This window comes from Deltaproteobacteria bacterium (genome assembly GCA_016875395.1).
In the GTDB taxonomy this organism is placed as follows: domain Bacteria; phylum Myxococcota_A; class UBA9160; order UBA9160; family UBA6930; genus VGRF01.
The window spans coordinates 18007-41664 of the sequence record VGRF01000020.1 but is presented as its reverse complement, the minus strand read 5'-3'; the positions used below and the strand labels follow the sequence as shown (position 1 = coordinate 41664).

The following is a 23658-nucleotide window of genomic DNA, read 5'->3' as shown; positions in this document are numbered from 1 at the left end:
AGGGCTTCCTAACAAGCGACGTCACCGCGCGCGTCCGGGACGAAGTCGCGCGCGCGCGCCGCTGCGAGCCCCGGGCTCAAGCACCTGAACCCCGCGATCCAGTTCTTCTTCGGCGACAAGACGCGGCACGTGAACGGGATGGCCGCGCAGTCCCGCACGTTCGCGACGGAGGTGATGACTCACCCGATCTTCCTCGGCGTGTGCGACCGCGTGCTCTTGCCTGCGTGCGCGCGTTATCAGCTGAACCTCGGGCACCTGATCGATCGCGGTCCCGGAGCCGCCGCGCAGATGCTGCACCGCGACGAGCTCGTGTGGGTGCACCTGCCGCGGCCGCATCCCGAGGTGCAGGTCGCGTCGATGATCGCGCTCGAAGACTTCCGCGTGGAGAACGGCGCGACGCGGCTCGTACCGGGCAGTCACCGCTGGCCGCACACGCGCAAGCCCGAGCAGCACGAGATCGCCGACGCCGTGATGCCTGCGGGCAGCGCGGTGATCTACCTCGGCTCGACGATTCACGGGGCGGGCGCAAACTCGACCGCGAGCGAGTGGCGGCCGGGGCTCCACATCTCGTACGTGGTGGGCTGGCTGCGCACCGAGGAGAACAACTACCTAGCCGTGCCGCCCGAGATCGCGCGCACGCTGCCGCGCGCCGCGCAGGAGGTGCTCGGATACGCGGTGCACGACGCGATCGCGAGCGCGGGTGGTTACCTCTGGATGTTAGGCCTGCGCGATCCGGTCGATCTCATGCAAGAAGGGAAGCTGTGATCGCAAGTTGACGAAGGCTCCGCCGCCGGAAAGTGGGAACTGTCGTGAGCAAGCTCGAGCTCGTCTCTTTGACCGGGGAGCTGGCGCCGCCGCAGACGGGCGCGTGGCACGTGAAGCTCACGGACCCGGCGCGCAGCGTGATGACCGACTTCAACGAGCACGGCATCGTGAGCGTGCGCCGCGACGACGCGATCGACACCGCGCTGGAGCACATGCGCCACGCCGGCGTGCGCTCCGCGTTCGTGCTCGACGAGCCGCGCACGCGCGTGCTCGGCCTGATCACGGCCTACGACATCATGGGGGAGAAGCCGCTGCGCACCGCGCAAGAAGCGAACATGCGCCGCGACGAAGTGCTCGTGCGACACCTGATGGAGTCTACGCTCGACTGGAGCGTGCTCCGCTTCGAGGACCTCGCGCACTTCTGCGTGAGCGACGTGCTCGATGCGTTCAAGCGCTCGCGCCGCACGCACCTGCCCGTCGTCGAGAGCGCGGCGGGCACCCGCCTGCGCGGCGTGTTCTCGTCGGCGAAGTTGTTACGGCTCACCCACTGAGTCCGCTCGCCCGCGCTGCTCCGCCTTCCAGCGCATCGCCATGAGTATGCGGCTGCGCCCCGACGGGTGATCGAACATCAGCGCCTCTTCGAGCGGGCCTGGCGCGAGCTTGCGCGCCGGCGCCGGCCCAAGCCCACCACGCACGCCCGGCGCGGCGAATCAGCGCGCAGAGCGCGGCGATCGCGGGCGCGAGCATCACGACGTCCACGCCGAGCGCGATGCCTTGCTCCGCGAGCCACGCGCCGAAGCCCTGCGTCGCGAGGCCGTACTCGTGCTCGCGCACGAACTCGGCGTAGATCGTCCAGGGCAGCTCGAGCAGCGTGATCGCGACGATCGCGAGCGCGCCGAAGATCAGCGCGACGAGGCTCGGACGCTTCGTCACGCGCTCCGCGAGTGCCCGCATGCGGACCGCGGCGCCGAAGGACAGCAGCAGCCACGCAGCGGCGATCGACCAGAGCGCGCCCCACAACAACAGCCAGTAGCCGCCCTCGAAGTACGCGTCGGAGCGCGCCGCGACGTCGGGCGGAACCGTGGCGAGGAGCGCTTCGGTGGCGGCGACCGGATCGAAGCTGTCGGGCATGAGAACCTCGGGGCGCGAAGTGCGCGCGCTACGCGACGCCGCGCGCGGCGGATCGCGCGCTCACGCCAGCACCGCCTCCACGAGCGTCGGCCCCGGCGTCGCGAGCGAGCGCTTCAGCGCCTCCACGAGCTCGCTGTCCGTCGCGGCGCTCACGGCCGGTACGCCGAAGCCCCTCGCGAGCGCGGTCCAGTCGATCGTCGGGCTGCCGAGATCTGTTAGGGCGCGCGCCTTCGGACCCGGCTCGGCGATGCCCGCTCGCGCGAGCTCCGCCTGGAGGATGCGGTACTTGCGGTTCGCGCAGACGACGACCGTGGCGTTCACACCCTCGCGCGCCATCGACCACAGCGACTGCAGCGTGTAGAGCCCGCTGCCGTCGGCCTGGAATGCGATCACGCGGCGATCCGGGCACGCGATCGCGGCGCCGAGCGCGGTCGGGAGGCCTTGACCGATCGCGCCACCTGTCAGGCCCAGCATCGTGAACGGCGCGGCGCTCGCGGCGGCGCCCGCGTTCCAGGGCAGCCCGCTCGTGGCCGCCTCGTTCACGACGATCGCGTTCTCGGGCTGCAGCGACGCGAGCGCGCGGCCGAGCGAGGTGAGGTCGAGCTTCGCGCCCGTGGGTGCGAAGCTCTCGTGCGCGCGCGCGGGAATCTCGACGCGCGCGGGCGCGCCGAGCTCGTCGGCGAGCGCTTCGAGCGCGCCCGCGGCGTCGATGCCGGCGTCGGGATCCGCGAGCGCGCACAGCGGCGCGTTCGCAGGTGCGAGGCGCGGGGCCTCGTTCGCGTAACCGAAGAAGCCCACGGGCTCGCGCGCGCCGGCGAGCACGAGGCTCTTCGCCTTCGCGAGCGCGGCGCGCGCCTGCTCGGGAAAGTACGGGAGACCCGCGAAGCTCGGCAGGTGGCGGCCGCGCTCCATGCGCGACGGGAACGTCTCGATCAGCACCGTCGCGCCGCTCGCTGCGGCGATGCGCGCGGCAGCTGTTAGGCCGCGCAGCCCGAGCGCGTCGCCGCCGAGCAGCACGTAGCCGCCGCCGGCGCGCAGCAGCCGAGCGGCTTCGCGCACGCGCTCGGGCGCCGCGCTCGGGGCGCTCGCGCGCGGCGCAGGTGTGATGGCCGCGCTCGCGGGATCCCACTGCGCATCCGCAGGCAGGATCAGCGAGGCGATGCGCGCGGGGTGGCCGAGCGCCGCCGCGATCGAGGCTGCGCTCGCTTCCGCCATCTCGCTCGCGCTCTTCACCGCGAGCGTCCAGCCCGTCCAGCCCGTGAGCGCTGCGATGTCGGAGGTGAGCGGCGCGTCGAACGGGAGGTGCTCGACGGTCTGGTCGCCGATCCAGTTGATGACGGGCACGCGCGCGCGGCGCGCGTTGTGCAGATTCGCGAGACCGTTGGCGAGGCCGGGGCCGAGGTGCACCAAAGTCGCGGCCGGTCTGCCGCTCATGCGCGCGTAGCCGTCGGCGGCGCCCGTGCACACACCCTCGAACAGGCCGAGCACCGCGCGCACGCCCGGCGCCTTGTCGAGCGCCGCGACGAGCGGCATCTCGGTCGTCCCGGGGTTCGCGAAGCACACCTCGACGCCACCGCGCCGCGCCGTCTCGATCAGGACCTCTGCGCCGTTCATGGTTCGCCTCCCAAGTTGGGAATCGATAGTCCAGCGTCAGACGCCGAGTCCTCGATTCCGGAGAAATCGCAAGTTCAGCGTCAGACGCCGGATCCTCGATTCCGCGAGTCCAGGGAGCGTCCAGCATCGCTGATCTCGCCTGCTTCCGAACGGAGTTCTGCGCGCGCCGTGCGCCAAATTCCTCTGGAATCACGCGGGTCATGCCCCTATCGTGCGGCCCGCCGCGACCGGGCCGGTGCATCGCTCCGCACGCTCGCAGCGAGCGCCCGCCTCGCCGTTACCTCGGCGCGCGCGGGGCCCACTCACGCCCCGTTTCTCGAAGACTGCTCAGGAGATGTCATGGATTTCTCGGTACTTGCCCTTGCTGCCGGCGTTCTCGCCGTGGTGTTCGCCGGTCTCTGGTATCGCGCGGTGCTGGCGTCGCCGACCTCGACCGACAAGGCCAACGAGATCGCGGCTGCCATTCGCGAGGGCGCCGAGGCCTTCCTGAGCCGTCAGTACCGCACGGTCGCGATGGTCGGCGTCCCGCTGCTGATTCTCATCGCCGTCGTGCCGTCGCTCGGCATGTGGTACGCGATCGGCTTCCTGGTCGGTGCGCTGGCGAGCGCGGCGGCGGGCTTCATCGGCATGAACGTCTCGGTGCGCGCCAACGTGCGCGTCGCGAAGGCGGCGAGCAGCGGCTTCGGTCCCGCGTTCGACCTCAGCTTCAAGGGCGGCGCCGTGACGGGCATGATGGTCGTCGGCGCGGGCCTGATCTCGCTCACCGCGCTCGTGATGGCAGCGCCCGGTGCGCTCGAGAAGACCCACGCGCTGATCGGCCTCGCCTTTGGCGGCTCGCTGATCTCGGTCTTCGCGCGCCTCGGCGGCGGCATCTTCACCAAAGGCGCCGACGTCGGCGCGGACCTCGTCGGCAAGGTCGAGAAGGACATTCCCGAGGACGATCCGCGCAACCCCGCCGTGATCGCCGACAACGTGGGCGACAACGTCGGCGACTGCGCGGGCATGGCCGCGGACTTGTTCGAGACCTACGGCGTGACCGCCACCGCCGCGATGCTGCTCGGCCACATCCTCTATCCCGGCAGCGAGGCGATGTTCCTGTATCCGCTCGCGGTCGGCGCCGTCGGCATCGTCGGCTCGATCATCTCCGTGTACTTCGTGCGCATCAGCGAGCCCGCCGCCGGCGAGACGCCCGCGGTGATGGGCGCGATGTACAAGGGCCTCGCGATCGCATCGCTCCTGATGCTCGCGGGCGTGTGGTTCATCAACGGCCAGACCGCGATTCCCGCTGAGCTCAGCGCAAACGCGCTGCTGCTCTGCGCTGCGGTCGGCGCAGTCGTCACGGGCGCGATGATGTGGGTGACAGACTACTACACCGGCGGCAACTCGCCGCACGTCGTGCACATCGCGACCGCGAGCAAGGGCGGCCACGCGACGAACATCATCGCCGGCCTCGCCGTCGGCATGCAGAGCACGGTGATCCCGGTGCTCGTGATCGTGGCCGCGATCTGGGCGACCTACGACCTCGCGGGCCTTTACGGCGTCGGCATCGCGGCGATGAGCATGCTCTCGCTCGCAGGCATCGTGGTCTCGATCGACGCCTACGGCCCGATCACGGACAACGCCGGCGGCATCGCGGAGATGGCGGAGCTGGGCAAGGACGTGCGCGCGGTGACGGATCCGCTCGACGCCTTCGGCAACACCACGAAGGCGGTGACGAAGGGCTACGCGATCGCGTCGGCGGGCCTCGCAGCGGTGGCGCTGTTCGCGACGTTCATCGAGGACCTGAAGCTCGCGGGCGTGACGGCGAACTTCTTGCTGTCGGACCCGAAGGTGATGGCCGGCCTCTTCATCGGCGCGATGACCCCCTTCGTGTTCGCCTCCTTCGCGATGAGCGCGGTCGGCGAGGCCGGCGGCAAGGTCGTCGACGAAGTGCGCCGCCAGTTCCGCGAGATCCCGGGCCTGATGGAAGGCACGGGCAAGCCGGACTACCGCACCTGCGTCGACATCGTGACCGCCGCTGCGCTGCGCCTGATGGTCGCGCCCGCGCTGATCCCGGCGGCGATTCCGATCGTGGTCGCGCTGGCGCTCGGTGCGGAGGGCCTCGGTGGCCTCTTGATCGGCTCGATCGTCGCGGGCGTGTGCCTCGGCATCTCGATGACGACGGGCGGCGCCGCGTGGGACAACGCGAAGAAGTACATCGAGAGCGGCGCGCTCGCGGGCGAGAAGAAGGGCAGCGACGCGCACAAGAGCGCGGTCACCGGCGACACCGTGGGCGATCCCTACAAGGACACCGCGGGCCCGGCGATCAACCCCATGCTGAAGCTCGTGAACATCGTCGCGCTGCTGCTGATCCCGTTCCTCGCGTAGCAAGCCGTCGCCGGAGTGCGTCGAACGCACAGGGCTGGCTAGCCTCGCGGGGCGGAGGCACCAGTCATGCGAACCGTACACGTGCTGCTTCTGTCGGTTGCTGCAGTCGCCGGCGGGCAGCGAGTTCACTCTGAGGTCGAGACCGGAGACTTCCTTTCGACCGGCGATGGCCTGCTCGTTCGTGACACTGTTGCGAATCGAGAGTGGTTGAATCTCACGCTGCTCAAGGGGAAGGAGTCGACGTATCTCCACGGCCACCCCTACCTGACGCTCCATTGGTTCACTCACGCAGCGCGCAGCGATGTCTCGGAACTGTGGTTGAACGCGGGGATCCCATTCCAAACTGGAGCGAGTGGCGCGAACTCGCCGGGCGCCCAGAACCTCGTTGCGCTTTTGGGAGCGACCGAGGGCACCATCGGTGCCCACGGCACCTACGCCGACCCGCTGGGAGCGTCAGGAGCTCGCGTAGCATGGCTCTCGATCGGCGGGGCCGTGCCGAGCGCAGACATCATCGGTTCGCCGATTCACTCCACCCTCGGCAACCCGATCGTTGGACACTACCTGATGCGGCCCTCCACCGGCGCCGATTGCTCTGACGGAGTCGACAACGACCGCGATGGCCTCGCGGACTACCCGACAGACCCGGGGTGTGACTCACCGACCGACGAGCTCGAGCGGAGCGACGCCTTCGAGTGCGACGATGGGCGGGATCAAGACGGCGACACATTCATCGACTTCGCGCCCGGAGGCGGCGGCGATGCCGAATGCGACTGTCCGTCCGACGCCTCAGAAGCAGGCGCGCCGAGCTGTCTGATCTCCGTCGACTTCGCGGTCACGGGAGACGGGAAGCTCACGCTGGACCTCGGCAGCGGACTCGAGTGGCTCGACCTCACGGTCACGAGGGGAATGAGTCCCGTGAATGTCGGGAACTCTGTCTACGTGACGCAACATGGGTTTTCGATGTCCGACAGCGCGGGCGTCTCAGAGCTCTGGAGCGACGCCGGGATTCCTTTTCAATCGGGCTCTCACCCTTCCAACTCACCGGGAGTACAGAGCCTGATCGCGCTGATCGGGGCGACTGATGGAACCGATGCGGCGCACGGAGTCAACGTTGGCGGCAACCTCACTGGAACGAGTGTGTCACGACTCTGGACGAACGGCGGCAATCCGATCGCATCTCTCAACAACGATCCGATCCACGCGACCGTAGGAAACTCCGCAGTGGGGCACTATCTCGCGCGCCCCACCAGTGGACCCGATTGCAGCGACGGCGTTGACAATGACGGCGACGGGCGCGTCGACTCTGCGGACGCAGGGTGCTCGGGGCCGACTGATTGGCTCGAGCGTCGGAACGGGATGGAGTGTGACGATGGCGTCGACAACGACGCCGACGGCATGATCGACTATCCAGCGGATTTCGGCTGTTTCGGGCCCAACGACAGTTGGGAGGGTGTCTCGTCCGGGTCCTGCGGGATTGGGCCCGAGTTGCTCCCCGCATTGGGCGTGATCGCGCTGCTCCGAAGGAGGCGGCGCGGTTGATCGAGTCGAATACGTCCGAGCGTGATCCGCGCGACAAGCTGCGACCGCAGCTCGGGCTGCAGGATGCGGTGTTTCTCGTGGTCGCGTCGGTGGTGGGCTCGGGGATCTTCCTCACGCCCGGCGAGATCGCGGATCGGCTGCCGCACGCGGGGCTGATCTTCGCGGCGTGGCTCGTCGGAGGTGCGCTCTCGCTCGCGGGTGCGCTCGCGAACGCCGAGCTCGGGGCGATGTTCCCGCACGCGGGCGGCGACTACGTCTACCTGCGGCGCGCGTTCCATCCCGTCGCCGGCTTCGTCGTCGGCTGGATCACGTTCTTCGCGATCTTCGCCGGCACCGTGGCGACGCTCGCCGTCGGCTTCGCGGACCGCGTCGGCGCGCTGTACGGCTGGTCGCTGCCGAGCGTGTTGTTACTGGCGGCGCTCACCACGCTCGCCTGCACGTGGCTGAACGTCGCGGGCCTCAAGTACGGCGCGTGGGCGAACAACGTCACGGGCTACGTGAAGGTGATCGCGCTCTTCTCGTTCGGCCTCGTCGCGCCGTTCACGGGTCGCGGCGAGGTCGCGAACCTGTTCCCCCTCGTTTCGGGAGCGACCGAGGCGGCGAGCTTCACGGCCTTCGCCCTGGCGATGTCGCCCGTGCTGTTCAGCTACCTCGGCTGGAACGCGATCGTGTACGTCGCGAGCGAGCTGAAGGAGCCGCAACGCAACCTTCCGCGCTCGCTGTTCGCGGGGCTCGCGCTCTGCACCGCGATCTACATCGTGATCAACGCGGTCTACCTCTACGCGCTGCCGCTCGCAGAGCTGCGCCAAGCGAGCGATGTCGGCGCCGCGACGGCGACGGTGCTGTTCGGCGACATCGGCGGGAAGCTGATCCAAGGCTTCGTGCTGATCTCGATCCTCGGCACGCTGAACGCGACGGTGCTCGTGGGCGCACGCATCGCCTATGCGATGGCGCTCGACGGCCTGTTCGTGCCCGGCGTCGAGAGGGTTCACGAGACCCACGCAACGCCGGCCGTCGCGCTCTGGCTCCAGGCCGCCGTCGCGATCTCGATCATCGCGTTGCTGCAGACCTATCCCGGCGCGCTCGATTTCACCACGTTCGCGATCCTGCTCGCGACCAGCGCCGACGTGACCGCGCTCTACGCGCTGCGCATGCGCCAGCCGCAGCTCGCGCGCCCGTATCGCGCATGGGGCTACCCCGTGGTGCCTGCGCTGTATCTCGCCGCGAACCTCGCGATCGCGGCGTCTCTGCTCGTCGGTTCGCCGAAGTCGGCGCTCTGGTCGCTCGCGGTCTCCGCGACGAGCGTGCCGTTCTACTTCTTGTTCGCACGTCTGAAGCGGGGCCGCGCATGATCGACTTCTCCATTTCGCACACGCTCGCGCCCGTCGACGCGAAGATCGCCGCCACCGCGAATCCGCGGCACCGCGCGCTGCTCGAGAATTTCCGCGCGCATCTCGTCGCGGAGCTGCGCGGCGACGTCGAGGCGATCATGCAGACGCAGTGCGCGGAGCCGCAGTACCACTTCTACGGCTCGGGCGTCGGCGACTTCGGCCCGAAGGGCGGGGCGGCTGTGCGGGGCTTCTACGAGAACATCTTCGCGCAGGGCTACAACAAGCTGCGGTACGACGTGGAGCGCTGGGTGATCGACGATCGCGCGCTGTTCCACGAGGGCTGGATGCACATCGTCTTCCCGGGCCGCGCGCTCGTTGCGATGGGCATTCCGTGCGACGACTCATCAGGGAGTTTCGTGTTCTCGTATCGCCAGTCCGCGATCTTTCACTACGACGCGAGCGGCACGTGCACCGGCGAGGACACCTACAGCGACGGGCCGATGACGCCGCAGCGGCTGCGCAGGCTCACGCCGGAAGAAGAGGCGACGCTGCCGCGCTGATGCGCGAGCTCAGCCCGCGAGCGGGTTGCGTGTCGCGAGTGAAGGGAAGCGACCGAAGTCGCGGTCCGCAGTCCATAGCTCGCGCACCCCGTGCGAGATGCACACCGCGGCGATGCGCGCGTCGTGCGTGCGCGGACCGACGATTCGCCCAGCCTCGAGGAGCCGGCGGAGCTCGCTCCACGGCATGTCGCGTTCGCTCAAGAGAAGGACACGCGGAGAGCTCAGCCAGGCTTCAATCTGGGCGAAGGCGACCGCTGCTGGCGTAGGAGGTTTGTAGATGTTCGGGTGCGTGACGAGGCCGAAGAATTCCCCGATGCACTGCCATGGGATTCCCCAGGCAGCGCCGCCCTCCGCGAGCTCACGCATGAGCTCCGCTGCCCGCTCGTTCCAGTCGTGCTCGGTCCGGTGCGCATAGACGAGCAGGTTGGTGTCGACTGCGATCACTTCTCGACGTCTCCGCCCCGTTCGCCGTAGGAAGCAGCTCGCATCTTCGAGAAGTCGTTCAGATCCCAACCGGGTTGAAGGCCTTCACCACCGAACCGGCAATCACGCAGCTTGAACTCCGGGGTCTTCTCTTTGCGCTGCTTCAGCAGGAGCCGCAGGCCCTCTTCGATCAGGGCGCGCAGTGTCGTGCTCTCGCGAGCGGCCAGCGCCTTCGCTTCGCGGAGCAAGCCCTTCGGTAGCTCGATGGTCGTCTTCATATGGGCGACCATATCGGCGGCTCCGTAGAGCCACCACAGCGCCAAACCGCGACGCTCCGCGGTGGGTCTCCGGAGTGCGCCACGGCTTCCTTGCCCACCCCCGGAAACCTTCGTAGCTTCGCGCCCCTACAGCGTTTTTCTCCGAATCCGAAGAGGCTCCCGTGTCCGCCATCCGCCACGATTTCGACAAGCTCCGCCGCCTTCCGCCCTACGTCCTCGCCGAGGTCGTGGCCTTGAAGCACGCGGGGCGCAAGGCCGGTGAGGACATCGTCGACCTCGGCATGGGCAACCCCGACATGCCGACGCCGCCGCACATCGTGGAGAAGATCCGCGAGTCGTCGCTCGATCCGCACGCGCATCGCTACTCGGCCTCGCGAGGCGTGCCGAACCTGCGCGCCGCGGTGTGCGAGTGGTATCAGCGCAACCACGGCGTCGAGCTCGATCCCGAGGGCGAAGCGATCGCAGTGATCGGCGCGAAGGAAGGTCTCGCGCACTTCGTGCTCGTAACGGTGGGGCCCGGCGACGTCGTGCTCGCGCCGGATCCGACCTACCCGATCCATCAGTACGCCGTCGTGATCGCCGGCGGCGACTTGCGCCACGTGCCGATCGGCCCCGAGACCGACTTCATCGCGAATCTCGAGACGGCGGTGAAGCGCACGTGGCCGAAGCCGAAGCTCCTCATCGTGAGCTTCCCGCACAACCCCACGACGATGATCGTGGACAAGCCATTCTTCGAGCGGCTCGTTGCGTTCGCGAAGGAGCATCACCTGATGGTGATCCACGACTTCGCGTACGCGGAGATCTCGTACGACGGCTACAAGCCGCCGAGCATCCTCGAGGTCGAAGGCGCGAAGGACGTCGCGATCGAGTTCATCTCTCTCTCGAAGAGCCACAACATGGCGGGCTGGCGCGTCGGCTTCTGCGCCGGCAACCGCGAGATGATCCACGCCCTGACGAGAATCAAGTCGTACCTCGACTACGGTATTCCCACCCCGATCCAGGTGGGCGCGATCGTCGCGCTGCGCGGGCCGCAGGACTGCGTCGAAGAGACCGTGGCCGAGTACAAGGCGCGGCGCGACGCGCTGATCGACGGGCTCGCGAAGCCGGGCGCGGGGCAATGGAAGATCGAGAAGCCGCTCGGCACGATGTTCGTGTGGGCGCCGGTGCCCGAGCCGTTCAAGGCGCTCGGCTCGCTCGAATTCAGCAAGCGGCTCTTGCTCGAGGCGAAGGTCGCCGTTTCGCCCGGCGTCGGCTTCGGGCAGAACGGCGAGGGCTGGGTGCGCTTCGCGTTGATCGAGAACGTGCACCGCACGCGCCAAGCCGTGCGCGGCATCCGCAAGTTCCTCCGCAGCGCGGGGGCCTAGGCCGTGAGCGCAGAAGCGGTGGGCGTTGGCCTGATTGGTCTCGGGACCATCGGCACGGGCGTCGCGAAGGTGCTCCGTAACAACCGCGCGGTGATCTCGCAGAGGCTCGGCTTTCCGCTCGAGCTGGTGCGCATCGCGGACATGGACACGGAGCGCGATCGCGGCGTCGATCTCAGCGGCATTCGCTTCGACCAGGACGCCGCGGGCCTGATCGCCGACCCGAACGTGCAGATCGTGATCGAGCTGATCGGCGGCTACGGCGCCGCCAAGCAGTTCATCCTCGCCGCGATCGAGGCGGGCAAGCACGTCGTCACCGCGAACAAGGCGCTGCTCGCGATGCATGGTCGCGAGATCTTCGACGCGGCGGCGAAACGCGGCGTAGACGTCGCGTTCGAGGCGAGCGTCGGCGGCGGCATCCCGATCCTGCGCTCGCTGCGCGAGGGCCTCAGCGCGAACCGCATCCTCTCGATTCACGGCATCGTGAACGGCACCACGAACTACGTGCTCACCGAGATGGAGAAGACCGGCGCGCCGTTCGAGTCGGTGCTGAAGCGCGCGCAGGATCTCGGCTACGCCGAGGCCGACCCGACCTTCGACGTCGACGGCATCGACGCCGCGCACAAGCTCACGCTGCTCGTCGCGATGGCCTACGGCGCCGACATCACGCCGAAGGACGTGCACACCGAAGGCATCCGCGGCATCACGCCGCTCGACTTCGAGGCCGCCGAGGAGTTCGGCTACCGCATCAAGCTGCTCGCGATCGGCCGCTCCCATCGCGACGCCGCGGGCCGGGAGCGCGTCGAGGCGCGCGTCCACCCCACCATGATTCCCGCCGACTCGCTGCTCGCGAAGGTCGACGGCGCCATGAACGCGATCGCGGTGCACGGCGACGCGGTCGGGCCGACGCTGTTCTACGGCGCGGGGGCAGGGGAGATGCCCACCGCGAGCGCCGTCGTCGCGGACTTGATGGAGATCGCGCGCGAGATTCGCCGCGGCAGCGCGGGCCGCGTGGCGCCGCTCTCGTATCGCCCCGATCACCTCGAGCGCAAGGATCTGCTCTCGCTCTCGGAGATCGAGGCGAGTTGTTATTTGGTGTTCACCGTGCGCGACGAGCCGGGCGTGCTCGGCCGCATCGCGACCGCGCTCGGCGAGCACGGCATCAGCATCGAGTCCGTGCTGCAGAAGAGCGCGAACGCGGCGACGGGCACCGTGCCGATCGTGGTGTTCACGCACCCCGCGCGCGAAGCGGCCGTGCGGCGCGCGCTCGCGGTCGTCGACGCGATGCCCGAGGTCGCGGCGCGCACGCGGCTCGTGCGCATCGAAGAGGGGGTGTGATGGCGGCGAAGGCTCGTCACCGCGCTTGGTTCCAGTCGCTGAAGAACCCGGCGGAGCGCTACGCGCTCGACGAGATCGTCTACACCGATCGCAGCGGCGGCCTCCTGCAAGTCGTGCACGACATGGACGCGCTGAAGCGCACGTCGGGCAATCGCTGGAAGGAGCTGTTCGAGCGCCGCGCGCACAAGACCGAGTGGCCGTACGGCTCGGGCGTGTGGGGCAAGAAGGAGTGGGTGCTGCCGGAGATCGAGGCGGACAACGTCGTCTCGATGTACGAGGGGCACACGAACTTGTTCTGGGCCGACCGCTACGGCCGCGAGCTCGGGCTCGAGGATCTCTGGATCAAGCTGTGCGGCAACACGCACACCGGCTCGTTCAAGGACCTCGGCATGACCGTGCTCGTGTCGATGGTGAAGGAGATGCGCGCGCGCGGGAAAGCCGTGCGCGCGGTCGGCTGCGCGTCGACGGGCGATACCTCCGCGGCGCTCGCCGCCTATGCCGCTGCGGCCGCGATTCCGTCGATCGTGTTTCTGCCGCGCGGGAAGATCTCGATCGCGCAGCTGATTCAGCCCGTTTCGAACGGCGCAATCGTGTTCGCGCTCGATACCGACTTCGACGGCTGCATGGAGATCGTGAAGCAGATCGCCGAGAAGGACGGGATCTACCTCGCGAACTCGATGAACTCGTTGCGCATCGAGGGCCAGAAGACGGTCGGCATCGAGATCGTGCAGCAGTTCGATTGGGACGTGCCGGACTGGATCATCATTCCGGGCGGCAACCTCGGGAACGTGTCGGCGCTCGCGAAGGGCCTCGACATGCTCGTGGATCTCGGACTCGTCACGAGGCGCCCGCGCATCGTCTGCGCGCAGGCGCAGAACGCGAACCCGCTCTATCGCGCCTACCAGCGCGGCTTCGCGACGTTCGAGCCGATCCACGCGCAGCCCACGCTCGCGAGCGCGATCCAGATCGGGAACCCCGTCAGCTACGAGAAGGCCGTCGACGCGATCAAGCGGTACGACGGCATCGTGGAAGAGGCGAGCGAGTCCGAGCTGGCCGAAGCTGCGGCGCGCGCCGATCGCACGGGGCTGTTCAACTGCCCGCACACGGGCGTCGCGCTCGCGGCGATGGAGAAGCTGGTCGCGAGCGGCACGATCAAGAAGAGCGACAAGGTCGTCGTCGTCTCGACCGCGCACGGCCTCAAGTTCGTCGACTTCAAGCTGAAGTATCACGAGATGCGCATCGAAGGCGTCGAATCGCAGTGGCCGAATCCGCCGATCGAGCTCGATGCGAAGTACGGCCTCGTGCGCGACGCCATGCTGCGCGAGATCGAGCGCCGCTTCGGCAAGCACGCGTGAAGCGGATCAGCGCGGCTCGGCCTCGGCCGCTGCGCCCGCCGCGCAGCTCGCCCGCGACCGAGGGAGGAAAATGTTCACCGGCATCGTCGAAGCCGTAGGCGAGGTCTCCGCCATCACGCCGCGCGGCGAGACCACGCGCATCGCGGTGCGTTCGCACCTCGCGCGCGAAGTGCGGCTCGGCGACAGCGTCGCGGTGAACGGGTGCTGCCTCACGATCGTCGAGTCGCACGCGGAGGAGCTGCGCTTCGACGCGATTCGCGAGACGCTGGAGAAGACCGCGCACGGCGACCTCGCGCCCGGCGCGCGCGTCAACCTCGAGCGCGCCATGAGCGCGAGCGCGCGCTTCGACGGGCACATCGTGCAGGGCCACGTCGACGAGGCGGGGCGCGTGCGCGAGTGGCGCAGGCGCGGCGAGGACGTGCAGCTGTTCGTCGCGACCTCGCGCGAGTTCGCGGACCAGTGCGTGCCCAAGGGCAGCGTGACGGTGCACGGCGTCTCGCTCACGATCGTGGGCGTCGCGAGCGACGGCTTCGACGTGGCGCTGATTCCGCACACGCTCGAGGTGACGAACCTGCGCGACCTCGCCGTGGGCGCGCGCGTGAACCTGGAGGCCGACGTGTTGGGGCGATACGTGCGCAAGTACCTGGAGCGCATGCTGCCGGAGCGGCGCGCGTGAGACAGCTCGCACGTGGGGTGGTCGCAACGGTCCTCTCGTTCAGCACCAGCGCTGCACTCGCAGCGGATCCCTGGGAAGCCACGATCGATCGCGTCGCGCGCGGCGTGGTCGCGCTCAAGGTCTCGGCGGTGCGCGCCTTCGACACCGAGGGGCCGTCGACCTCGGTGGCGACGGGCTTCGTCGTCGACGCCGAGCGCGGACTGATCCTCACCAACCGCCACGTGGTGCAGCCCGGTCCGGTGAAGGCGCACGCGATCTTCCTCAATCACGAGGAGATCGAGGTCGTCCCGATCTACCGCGATCCGGTCCACGACTTCGGCTTCTACCGCTACGACCCGAAAGCACTGCAATTCATGCAAGCCGTCGCCCTGCCGCTCGCGCCCGAGGCGGCGCGCGTCGGCGTCGAGCTGCGCGTGATCGGCAACGACTCGGGCGAGAAGCTCTCGATCCTCGCGGGCACCCTCGCGCGGCTCGATCGCGACGCGCCGAGCTACGGCAACGGCTCGTTCAACGACTTCAACACCTTCTACTACCAAGCCGCGTCGAGCACGTCGGGCGGCTCCTCGGGCTCGCCCGTGGTGGACCGCGCGGGCCGCGTGATCGCGCTCAACGCAGGCGGCTCCCGCGGCAGCGCGACGAGCTTCTACCTCCCACTCGACCGCCCGCTGCGCGCGCTGCGCCTGCTGCAGGCGGGCGAAGTCGTCATGCGCGGCACGCTGCAGACCGTGTTCGTGCAGCGCCCTTACTACGACCTCGAGCGGCTCGGGCTGCGCAAAGAGACCGAGGCGCGCGTGCGGCGCGCGAACCCCGAAGCGGTGGGCATGCTCGTGGTGCAGGAGGTCTCGCCCGAGGGCCCCGCGGACGGGAATCTCGCGCCGGGCGACATCGTGGTCGCGCTCGAAGGCAAGCCGCTCACGGGCTTCGTGCCGCTGGAAGAGGTGCTCGACGCGAAAGTCGGCGCGACGGTCGCGCTCGAGATCGAGCGCGGCGGCGAACCGCTCACGCTCGAATTGCCGGTGGGCGACCTGCATGCCGTCACGCCCGCGAGCTTCCTCGAGTTCGGCGGCGGCGTGGTCACGCCGCTCTCGCTGCAGCTCGCGCGCGCCTACGCGATGCCGGTGCGCGGCGTCTACCTCGCGTCGTCGGGCTACGCCTTCGGGCGCTCGGGCATCGGCGCGGGGCAGGTGATCGAGGCGCTCGACGGCGTCCCGATCGGCAGCCTCGCGGAGCTCGAGCGCGAGCTCACGAAGCGCCCCGACGGCGATCTCGTGCGCGTCCAGCTGCGGCCCCTCGGCGAGACCGGCGCGCCGCGCATTGCGCCGCTGCGCGTAGACCGGCGCTGGTTTCCGATGCAGCGCTGCGACCGCGCAGACGGCGAGCCGGCCTGGAAGTGCCGCGCGTCGGATCCGCCGCCGCCGCCGAAGCCCGCGCCGCGCGTCGCGGTGAACCTCGCGACGGAGGGCCCCGGCCCGGTGCCGCGCCTCGCGCACTCGCTCGTGCAGGTCCGCTTCGACGTGGCGCTGCCCGTCGACGGCGTGCAAGGGGGACAGTTCTCTGGCGCGGGTCTCGTCGTCGACGCGGCGCGCGGCCTCGTGATCACCGATCGCGACACGGTGCCGATCTTGTTGGGGGACGTGGAGCTCGTGATAGGCGGCTCCGCCGTGATTCCCGGCCGCGTGGTCGCCCTGCACCCCGAGCACAACCTCGCGCTCGTCTCTTACGACCCCGGCTTGTTAGGCGCGACTCCGCTCGCGAACGCGGAGCTCGATCCCACGCCGCTCTCGCCGGGCGAGAAGGTGTGGCTCGTCTCGATGACGGCGCGCCAGCAGCTGCTCGGCCGCAGCACGAAGGTCGAGCGCGTCGACGTGCCCGCGATCCCGGTGCCCGACACGCCGCGGTTCCGCGAGACCAACGTCGACCTGATCTCGCTCTCGGAAGACGCCGCTGGCATCGGCGGCGTGCTCGCCGACAAGAAGGGCCGCGTGCGCGCGCTGTGGGCCTCGTTCTCGACCGACGCCGGCGGCAAGTCGAACTCGTTCTTCGCCGGAGTGCCGATCGCGCTCGTGCAGGACTGGCTCGCGACGAATGGCGGGGGCTGGCGGACGCTCGGCGCAGAGCTGGAGGCGATCCCGCTCTTCCGTGCGCGCGAGCGCGGCCTGCCCGACGAGATCGCGGCGGAGCTCGAGCGCGCGGACGGTGATGCGCGCCGCGCGCTGGTCGTGCGTCGCGTGACCCCCGGCACGCCTGCGGAGAAGCAGCTGCGCGTGGGCGACCTCGTCGTGCGGCTCGGAGGGCGGGCGCTCGTGAGCCTGCACGCGCTCGAGCGCGCGGTGCAGAGCGGACGCGTCGAGCTCGGTGTGGTGCGCGACGGCGCGCTCGTGGGCGCCAGCTTCGAGGCGCAGGTGGCGCCGCCGACTGCTGCGGAGCGCGTGCTGCTCTGGGGCGGCGCGTTGCTGCAGGAATCGCCCGCGGCGCTCACGCAGCAGCGCGGCCTCCCGCGCGAGGGCGTGTACGTGGCAGGCCGCTGGCGCGGCACGCCCGCCGAGGCGCACGGGCTCTCGCCCACGTGGCGCATTCTCGCGGTCGACGGTGCGCCGGTGCGCGACCTCGACGCGTTCCTCGCCGCGGTCGCGCACAAGCCGGACGGCGCCTCGCTGCGACTCTTCGTCGCGGACCTCGAGGGCCGCGAACGCGTGATCACGCTCGAGATCGATCTCGCGTACTGGCCCACGACCGAGCTGCGCCGCGTCGATGGCGGCGCCTGGGAGCGGAGTGAAGTACGCGGGCGTTGACCTGCGCGGGCCAGTGACAACCCGCGCGAGCGCGCCACCCTCGCGGAGCGGAGAGCCGAAGTGGCGAAGCGAATCGGAACTGCGATGGCGGCGATGGCGTGCGCGCTGTGGGCCTCGTCAGCGAGCGCGCAGACGCTCGAGCCCCCGCCGGCCTCGCCGACCGCGCGCGAAGTCGCCGAGCGCGTCGAGAACAACTTCCGCGGCGAGTCGGGTTTTCTCGACGCCACGATGATCGTGAAGTCGCCGCGCCTGCCCGAGCCGCGCCGCATGCGCTTCCAGAGCTGGGACGATCGCGGCGGGAAGCGCTCTTTCGTTCGCGTGCTCGAGCCCGCGAAGGACAAGGGCACGGCGTTCCTGAAGCTGCATCCGAACCTGTGGAGCTACATCCCGCGCGTCGAGCGCACGATCCGCATCCCGCCCTCGATGATGCTGCAGTCGTGGATGGGCTCGGACTTCACGAACGACGACCTCGTGCGCGAGTCGTCGACGCTCGACGACTACACGCATCGCTGGCTCGGCGTCGACCCGAGTCATCAGGGCTCGCGCGCCTTCGTGATCGAGCACGTGCCGAAGGAGGGCGCGCCCGTCGTGTGGGGCCGCATCGCGGTGTGGGTCGACGCTGCGCGCCTCGTGCCCGTGCGCCAAGAGTTCTTCGACGAGGCCGGGGAGAAGCTGCGCGTGATGACCCTCTCGGACCTGCGTGCCGTGGGCAGCCGCGTGTATCCGCACCGCTGGTCGATGACGCCGCTCGACAAGCCGGGCCACGAGACGCGCATCGAGGTGAACGAGATTCGCTTCGGCGAGAAGTTCGCGGACGACATCTTCACGCAGCGGAATCTGACGCGGAGAGACTGAACCTTGCGCTGAGGTGACCGTGATCCTGCGCCTCGCATGGAGAAACATCGGCCGTAACAAGCGGCGCACGGGGCTCACCGTGGCCGCCGCGGTGTTCGCGGTCGTGCTCGTCGTGCACATGATCGCGCTCACGACGGGCGTGCACGAAGGCATGATCGAGACCAACGTGCGCATGCACGCGGGCCACCTGCAGGTGACCGGCGCGGGCTACCTCGAGGACCGCACGCTCGAGCGCTTCGCGCGCTGGACGCCCGCGCTCGCGCGCGCCATCGACGGCGCGCCGGGCGTCGCCGCGGCTGCGCCGCGCGTCAACGGCTTCGCGCTGCTCTCGAACGGTCCGGCCTCGCAGGGAGTAGCGCTACTCGGGGTGGATCCCGCACGCGAGGGCGCCGTGTCGGTGTGGCCCGAGCGCGTGGTACGCGGCGAGTTCCTCGGCGGCGGCGAGCGCGAGATCGTGCTCGGGGAGCGCGTCGCCGAGGCGCTGCGCGTCGACGTGGGCGACGAGCTGCTCGTGTTCACCGTCGCCTACACGCTCGAGAACGCGTACGAGATGTTCCGCGTGCGCGGCGTGCTGCGCGCGCCGGACCCGACTCTCGACCGCTCGCTCGCGCTGATCTCGCTCGCCGATGCGCAGGCGCTGCTCGTGTACGAGGAGCGCGTGAGCGAGATCGCGCTGCTCGCGCGCGACGCGGCGCGGCTCGCCGAGACGCGCGCAGCGGTGGCCTCCGCCGTGACGACCGTTTCTGCGGAGGCGCTCGACGTGAACCCGTGGCAGCGCGTGATGCCCGAGCTCGAGCAGATGCTCGTGATCGACGACGCCCAGAATTACTCGATGCTCGGGATCCTCGTGCTCGTGGTCACGTTCGGCCTGCTCAACACGATCCTGATGTCCGTGCTCGAGCGGCAGCGCGAGCTCGGCGTGATGCTCGCGCTCGGCCTGCAGCCGCGCGCGCTGTTCCGGCTCGTTTACGTGGAGTCGCTGCTGCTGTCCGGTGTCGGGCTCGCGGTGGGCCTCGCGCTCGCCATTCCGGGGGCGGCGATCATGGAGCAGAATCCGATTCCGCTGACCGGCGAAGTCGCGCAGATGACGGCTCAGTTCGGCGTCGACCCGATCATCACGTGGAAGCTCGAAGCGTGGAATCCGCTCGCGGCCACGGCGCTGATGATCGGCATCGCGCTGCTCTCGGCGCTCTATCCCGCGGCCAAGGCTGCCTCCGCGCGTCCCGTCGACGCGCTGCGGAGCCTGTGATGGCGCCCGCGCCGATGGAGTTCGCGCGTTCACTCGCGCGCCCGAGTACTTGGCGCCTCGCGCTGCGCGGGCTCGGGCGCCAGCCGCGGCGCAGCGGCGTCGTGCTCGCGGCCGTCGCGATCGGCCTCGGCGCTCTCGTGCTCGCGATGGCGCTGCAGTTCGGGCTGATCGAGCAGATGGTCGAGACGGCGATTCGTACCGAGATCGGCGACCTCCAAGCGCACGCGCCCGACTGGAACGAGGCGCCGCCGCTCGAGCGGCGGCTGCCCCTGGCCGAGTCGCTCGCGGCGCTCGAGGGGGCGCCGACACTGAGCGGTGTCGCGCCGCGCGTGCGCGGCGAAGGCCTCGCGCAGTCGCCGCGCGCGAGCGTGGGCGTGCGCGTGCTCGGCGCGGACCCGGAGCGCGAGCCGAGCGTGTCGACGCTCGCGAGCTTCGTGCGCACCGGCGCGTGGCTCGGCGAGCCGCGCCGCGTCGTGATCGGGTCCGGGCTCGCGCGCCGGCTCGGCGTCGAGGTGGGCGGGAAGGTCGTGCTCTCCGTGCAGGACGCGCGCGGCGATCTCACGGGCGAGTCGTTCCGCGTGGGCGGGATCGTGAACGCGCCGTCGCGCGAGCTCGACGAGAGCGTCGTCGTGGTGCGCATCGACGAGGCGCAGCGGCTCTACGCGATTCCCGGCGAGATCTCGGAGGTCGCGCTTCGCGCGCGCGACGGGGAGCAGCTCGCCGCAGCGAGCGCGGTCGCGAAGCGCGCACTCGGCGAATCCGCCCGCGTCGAGACGTGGCGCGAGCTCGAGCCGATGCTCGTCGCATTGCTCGGGCTGTTCGACCAGATGGGCTGGGTGATCTACGCGGCAATCTTCGTCGCGATGGCCTTCGGCATCGCGAACGTGCTGCTGATGAGCGTGTTCGAGCGCACGCGCGAGATCGGCGTGATGCTCGCGATCGGCATGCTGCCCGCGCGCATGGTGGCGATCGTCACGGCGGAGAGCGTCGTGCTCGTGGTCACCGGCGTCGCGCTCGGGCTCGCGCTCGGCTTCGGCGCGATCTGGCTGCTGCGCGACGGCATCGATCTCGCAGCCTGGAGCGAGGGCATGCGCGAGTTCGGCGTGCCGACGCTGCTGAAGCCGGTCGCGCGAGCCGGGGACGTGTGGGCGCCGCTGTGGGTCGCCGGAATCACGGCGCTGATCGCGGGCTTCTGGCCTGCGCTGCGCGCCGTGCGCATTCGCCCCGCCGAAGCGCTGCGGAGAACCTGATGCCGATCCTCGACGCGCGTGACGTCTCCAAGCATTACGACGTGCGAGGAATTCAGACCTGGGCGCTGCGCGGCGTCTCGCTCGCGATCGAGCCGGGCGAGTTCACGGTGCTCGCAGGCCCGAGCGGCTCGGGCAAGACCACGCTGCTGAACCTGTTCGGCGCGCTCGATGCGCCCACGTCGGGCGCCGTTGCAATCGACGGGCAGGACCTCGCCGCGCTGTCGCGTTCGCAGCTGGCGCAGCTGCGGCTCGAGAAGCTCGGCTTCGTGTTCCAAGCCTTCAACTTGATCCCGGTGCTCTCCGCCCGCGAGAACGTCGAGTTCGTGATGGAGCTGCAGGGCGTGCCGGCGAAGGAGCGGCGCGAGCGCGCGCTCGCGATGCTCGCGGAAGTGGGGCTCGCAGAGATCGCGGACAAGCGGCCCCTCGAGATGAGCGGTGGCCAACAGCAACGCGTCGCGGTGGCGCGCGCGATCGTGAGCCAGCCGCGCGTGATCCTCGCCGACGAGCCGACCGCGAACCTCGACTCGACGACCGCGACGAAGCTGATCGAGACGATGGAGCGCCTCAACCACGAACGCGGCGTGACGTTCGTGTTCTCGACGCACGATCCGCAGGTGATCGCGCGCGCGCATCGCGTCGTGCGCCTGCGCGACGGGCAGGTGGTCGCGGACGAGAAGGGCGGCGCGTGAAGCGAGCGGTGCTCGCGCTGGCGCTGCTGCTCGCGGCGCAGACGAGCGCCGCGCGCGAGCTGTGGCGCTCGGGCGAGCGTGTCCTCGAGTCGTCAGGCTCGCTGCGCGAGGTGCTGACGACGACGAACGGCACGAGCGCGGACGAGTTCCTGACGCGCGCAGGGAGCGATGCGAGCTGCCTCGCGGCGGCGACCTTCGCCGATTGCGCGGGCTTCGAGGCCGTGGGCGACAAGGACGTGTGGCTGAGCCTCACGCGCGCGCGCGTGACGCTCGACGCCCGCGCCTCGAAGCAGTGGTCCGCGACGCTCACCTACGACCACGAGTGGCGCGGCGGCACGCTGGACACGTTCGAGGGCGCGCTCGGGGACGAGCCAGAGACGCTGCTCGATCTCGAAGACGAGATCGAGCTGTTCGGGCTCGAGCCGCGCGGCGACCACTTCCGTTGGCGGCATCGGCTGTATCGCGGCTACGTGCGCTACGAGGGCGCTCGCCTCCACCTAACAATCGGGCGGCAGCGCCTCGCCTGGGGGACGGGCCGCCTCTGGAACCCGATCGATCGCCTCTCCGCGGTCGGCCCGCTCGCGATCGAGAGCGACGAGTTCGGCGGCATCGACGCGGTGGAAGCGCGCTGGATGATCGATGGCGACAACTACCTGCAGGCCGTCGCCGCGCCGGGCGACCACGCGCACGAGTCGCGCTACGCGCTGCGCTTTCACGGCGTCGTGCGCGACGTCGATGTGTCGCTGCTCGCCGGCTCGTTCGAGCAGGCATGGGCCGCCGGCGCGGATCTCGCGGGAAATCTCGGCGGTGCGGCGTGGCGCATCGAAGCGGTGTGGACGGACCCCGAGCGCGAGGTGTGGCTGCTGGACGACGCGGCGTCTCGCCAGCTCGCGAAGTTCTGGCAGGCGGTGTTCTCGATCGACTACACGCTCGATGTCGGCCCCGGCGTGTACTTGTTATTCGAGCACCTCTACGACGGGAACGCGCTCGGCTTCGGTCGCGGTCGCGCGGGCGTGCTGCTCCCGTTCTTCGCCTCGACGGGTTCCTCGATCGGCGACGTACCGCGCCCCCACGGCTCCGAGCGCTTCGGCGGCTCGCGCGTGATCTCGCTCGCGAAGCACACCACCGGTGCACAGCTCGGGGCCGACGTCACCGCGGCGGTTCGCGTAGACCTGCTCGTGCTCTACGACTGGACGGGCTCGAGCGCGGCCTTCGCGCCGATCGTCTCGTACACGGGCTTCAACTCGCTCGAGCTGCGCCTCGGCGCGCAGCTCTTCGCTGGCCCGCGGCGCTCCCAGTTCGGAGCGCAGCAAGCGATCGGCTTCGCGATCGCCGAGTGGTTCTTCTGATGCGCACGCACTCGGCGCTCGCGGACTCGCTCCAGCTCGCGACTTCGCGCGCCGCGACGTGGCTGCGCGGTGCTCAGCCTCCGCGCGTCGCAGCAACTCCTCCGGCGCTGCCGTTGATCCTCTACGAGTTCGAGGCGTGCCCGTACTGCCAGCGCGTTCGCGCGGCGCTCGAGGCGCTGGGTCTCGAGGCCGAGATCCGGCCGTGCCCGAAGGGTGGAACGCGCTTTCGGCCGGAGGTGATCGCGCGCGGCGGCAAAGCGCAGTTCCCGTATCTCGTCGATCCGAATCAGTCGCGCGCGCTGTACGAGTCGTCGGACATCGTGTCGTATCTCTACGCGCAGTACGCACCCGCCGCGCCGCGCCCGCACACGACTCCCGCGCTCGCCGGTTCCCTCGCGTCCCTGCTGCGAGGAGCGCGCGGCGCGCGCGTGGCGCCGTCGCGCGAGCCGCTGGAGGTCCTGATCCTCGTCGGAGCCGAGTCGAATCCCGAGGCGCGCCTGGTGCGGGAGCTGCTCTGCGAGCTCGAGCTCAGGCACCTCTCTCGCCGGGGTGATCCGAACGGGTCTCCTCGGCTCGAGGACCCGAGTGCCAGTGCGAACGCAGTCGGCTGGCGGGCGATTCGAGCGCTCCTGCGCGCGTACGCGTTCCCCGAGGAAAAATTAGCGCCCCGAAGTCGGCCGAATCGGCGTAGACTGAAGTTCGCGGGGACGGGGCGGGGGCTCGAGACGGGGTAGCG

General features: G+C 69.9%; 21 protein-coding genes. 17 read left to right on the top strand and 4 right to left on the bottom strand.

The features are described from left to right. The first annotated feature begins 138 nt into the window (after positions 1 to 138). Together FJ091_15070 and FJ091_15065 are read left to right on the top strand one after the other, a co-directional pair. Positions 139 to 765, top strand: coding sequence for a phytanoyl-CoA dioxygenase family protein (locus FJ091_15070; protein MBM4384673.1), 627 nt, complete (start codon positions 139 to 141; stop codon positions 763 to 765). 44 nt (positions 766 to 809) lie between these two features. Next, on the top strand, positions 810 to 1316 hold the full coding sequence (locus FJ091_15065; GenBank protein MBM4384672.1) for a CBS domain-containing protein: 507 nt from the start codon (positions 810 to 812) through the stop codon (positions 1314 to 1316). Here the strand turns inward: FJ091_15065 and FJ091_15060 are convergent. Continuing rightward, on the bottom strand, positions 1306 to 1896 hold the full coding sequence (locus tag FJ091_15060) for a hypothetical protein (protein ID MBM4384671.1): 591 nt from the start codon (positions 1894 to 1896) through the stop codon (positions 1306 to 1308). The genes FJ091_15065 and FJ091_15060 overlap by 11 nt on opposite strands. A gap of 60 nt (positions 1897 to 1956) precedes the next feature. Then, positions 1957 to 3510 carry an acetolactate synthase large subunit gene (locus FJ091_15055; GenBank protein MBM4384670.1) on the bottom strand — a complete coding sequence of 518 codons (1554 nt, stop codon included), beginning with the start codon at positions 3508 to 3510 and terminating at the stop codon, positions 1957 to 1959. Between the two features lie 339 nt (positions 3511 to 3849). Between FJ091_15055 and FJ091_15050 the strand changes: the two genes are divergently transcribed. From FJ091_15050 to FJ091_15035, 4 genes are all read left to right on the top strand, one after another. Next, complete coding sequence (locus tag FJ091_15050; GenBank protein MBM4384669.1) at positions 3850 to 5877, top strand: sodium-translocating pyrophosphatase; 2028 nt, start codon at positions 3850 to 3852, stop codon at positions 5875 to 5877. Between the two features lie 66 nt (positions 5878 to 5943). Beyond that, on the top strand, positions 5944 to 7416 hold the full coding sequence (locus tag FJ091_15045; protein ID MBM4384668.1) for a hypothetical protein: 1473 nt from the start codon (positions 5944 to 5946) through the stop codon (positions 7414 to 7416). After that, positions 7413 to 8768, top strand: a complete 1356-nt coding sequence (locus tag FJ091_15040) for an amino acid permease (GenBank protein MBM4384667.1) — start codon at positions 7413 to 7415, stop codon at positions 8766 to 8768. The genes FJ091_15045 and FJ091_15040 overlap by 4 nt, the downstream gene beginning before the upstream one ends. Then, entirely contained in the window at positions 8765 to 9307 is a 543-nt protein-coding gene (locus tag FJ091_15035; protein ID MBM4384666.1) for a nuclear transport factor 2 family protein, read from the top strand. The genes FJ091_15040 and FJ091_15035 overlap by 4 nt, the downstream gene beginning before the upstream one ends. 9 nt (positions 9308 to 9316) lie before the next feature. Here the strand turns inward: FJ091_15035 and FJ091_15030 are convergent, their stop codons facing one another. Next, positions 9317 to 9751, bottom strand: a complete 435-nt coding sequence (locus FJ091_15030; protein MBM4384665.1) for a PIN domain-containing protein — start codon at positions 9749 to 9751, stop codon at positions 9317 to 9319. Beyond that, positions 9748 to 10053, bottom strand: a complete 306-nt coding sequence (locus FJ091_15025; GenBank protein ID MBM4384664.1) for a DUF2191 domain-containing protein — start codon at positions 10051 to 10053, stop codon at positions 9748 to 9750. The genes FJ091_15030 and FJ091_15025 overlap by 4 nt, the downstream gene beginning before the upstream one ends. Before the next feature lie 125 nt (positions 10054 to 10178). Here FJ091_15025 and FJ091_15020 point away from each other — a divergent pair, with 125 nt between their 5' ends. The 11 genes from FJ091_15020 to FJ091_14970 all read left to right on the top strand — a co-directional run bounded on the left by FJ091_15020 (position 10179) and on the right by FJ091_14970 (position 23656). Next, on the top strand, positions 10179 to 11372 hold the full coding sequence (locus tag FJ091_15020) for an aminotransferase class I/II-fold pyridoxal phosphate-dependent enzyme (GenBank protein ID MBM4384663.1): 1194 nt from the start codon (positions 10179 to 10181) through the stop codon (positions 11370 to 11372). A gap of 18 nt (positions 11373 to 11390) precedes the next feature. Continuing rightward, on the top strand, positions 11391 to 12707 hold the full coding sequence (locus tag FJ091_15015) for a homoserine dehydrogenase (GenBank protein ID MBM4384662.1): 1317 nt from the start codon (positions 11391 to 11393) through the stop codon (positions 12705 to 12707). Then, positions 12707 to 14062 (top strand): threonine synthase, encoded by a 1356-nt coding sequence (gene thrC / locus FJ091_15010; GenBank protein MBM4384661.1) that lies wholly within the window; start codon positions 12707 to 12709, stop codon positions 14060 to 14062. Before FJ091_15015 ends, thrC begins: the two co-directional genes overlap by 1 nt. A 70-nt stretch (positions 14063 to 14132) precedes the next feature. Continuing rightward, positions 14133 to 14738 carry a riboflavin synthase gene (locus FJ091_15005; GenBank protein ID MBM4384660.1) on the top strand — a complete coding sequence of 202 codons (606 nt, stop codon included), beginning with the start codon at positions 14133 to 14135 and terminating at the stop codon, positions 14736 to 14738. Beyond that, positions 14735 to 17530, top strand: coding sequence for a PDZ domain-containing protein (locus FJ091_15000; protein ID MBM4384659.1), 2796 nt, complete (start codon positions 14735 to 14737; stop codon positions 17528 to 17530). The genes FJ091_15005 and FJ091_15000 overlap by 4 nt, the downstream gene beginning before the upstream one ends. Positions 17531 to 17590: 60 nt before the next feature. Further along, complete coding sequence (locus FJ091_14995) at positions 17591 to 18385, top strand: outer membrane lipoprotein-sorting protein (protein ID MBM4384658.1); 795 nt, start codon at positions 17591 to 17593, stop codon at positions 18383 to 18385. Positions 18386 to 18398: 13 nt separating this feature from the next. Further along, complete coding sequence (locus tag FJ091_14990; GenBank protein ID MBM4384657.1) at positions 18399 to 19634, top strand: ABC transporter permease; 1236 nt, start codon at positions 18399 to 18401, stop codon at positions 19632 to 19634. Beyond that, a complete protein-coding gene (locus FJ091_14985) occupies positions 19634 to 20884 on the top strand; it encodes an ABC transporter permease (GenBank protein MBM4384656.1) in 1251 nt (416 codons plus the stop codon). Before FJ091_14990 ends, FJ091_14985 begins: the two co-directional genes overlap by 1 nt. Continuing rightward, positions 20884 to 21573: an ABC transporter ATP-binding protein gene (locus tag FJ091_14980; GenBank protein ID MBM4384655.1), complete on the top strand. Its 690-nt coding sequence runs from the start codon at positions 20884 to 20886 to the stop codon at positions 21571 to 21573. The genes FJ091_14985 and FJ091_14980 overlap by 1 nt, the downstream gene beginning before the upstream one ends. Continuing rightward, positions 21570 to 22922 carry a hypothetical protein gene (locus FJ091_14975; GenBank protein ID MBM4384654.1) on the top strand — a complete coding sequence of 451 codons (1353 nt, stop codon included), beginning with the start codon at positions 21570 to 21572 and terminating at the stop codon, positions 22920 to 22922. The genes FJ091_14980 and FJ091_14975 overlap by 4 nt, the downstream gene beginning before the upstream one ends. Further along, positions 22922 to 23656 carry a glutathione S-transferase N-terminal domain-containing protein gene (locus FJ091_14970; protein MBM4384653.1) on the top strand — a complete coding sequence of 245 codons (735 nt, stop codon included), beginning with the start codon at positions 22922 to 22924 and terminating at the stop codon, positions 23654 to 23656. The genes FJ091_14975 and FJ091_14970 overlap by 1 nt, the downstream gene beginning before the upstream one ends. Positions 23657 to 23658 lie beyond the last annotated feature (2 nt).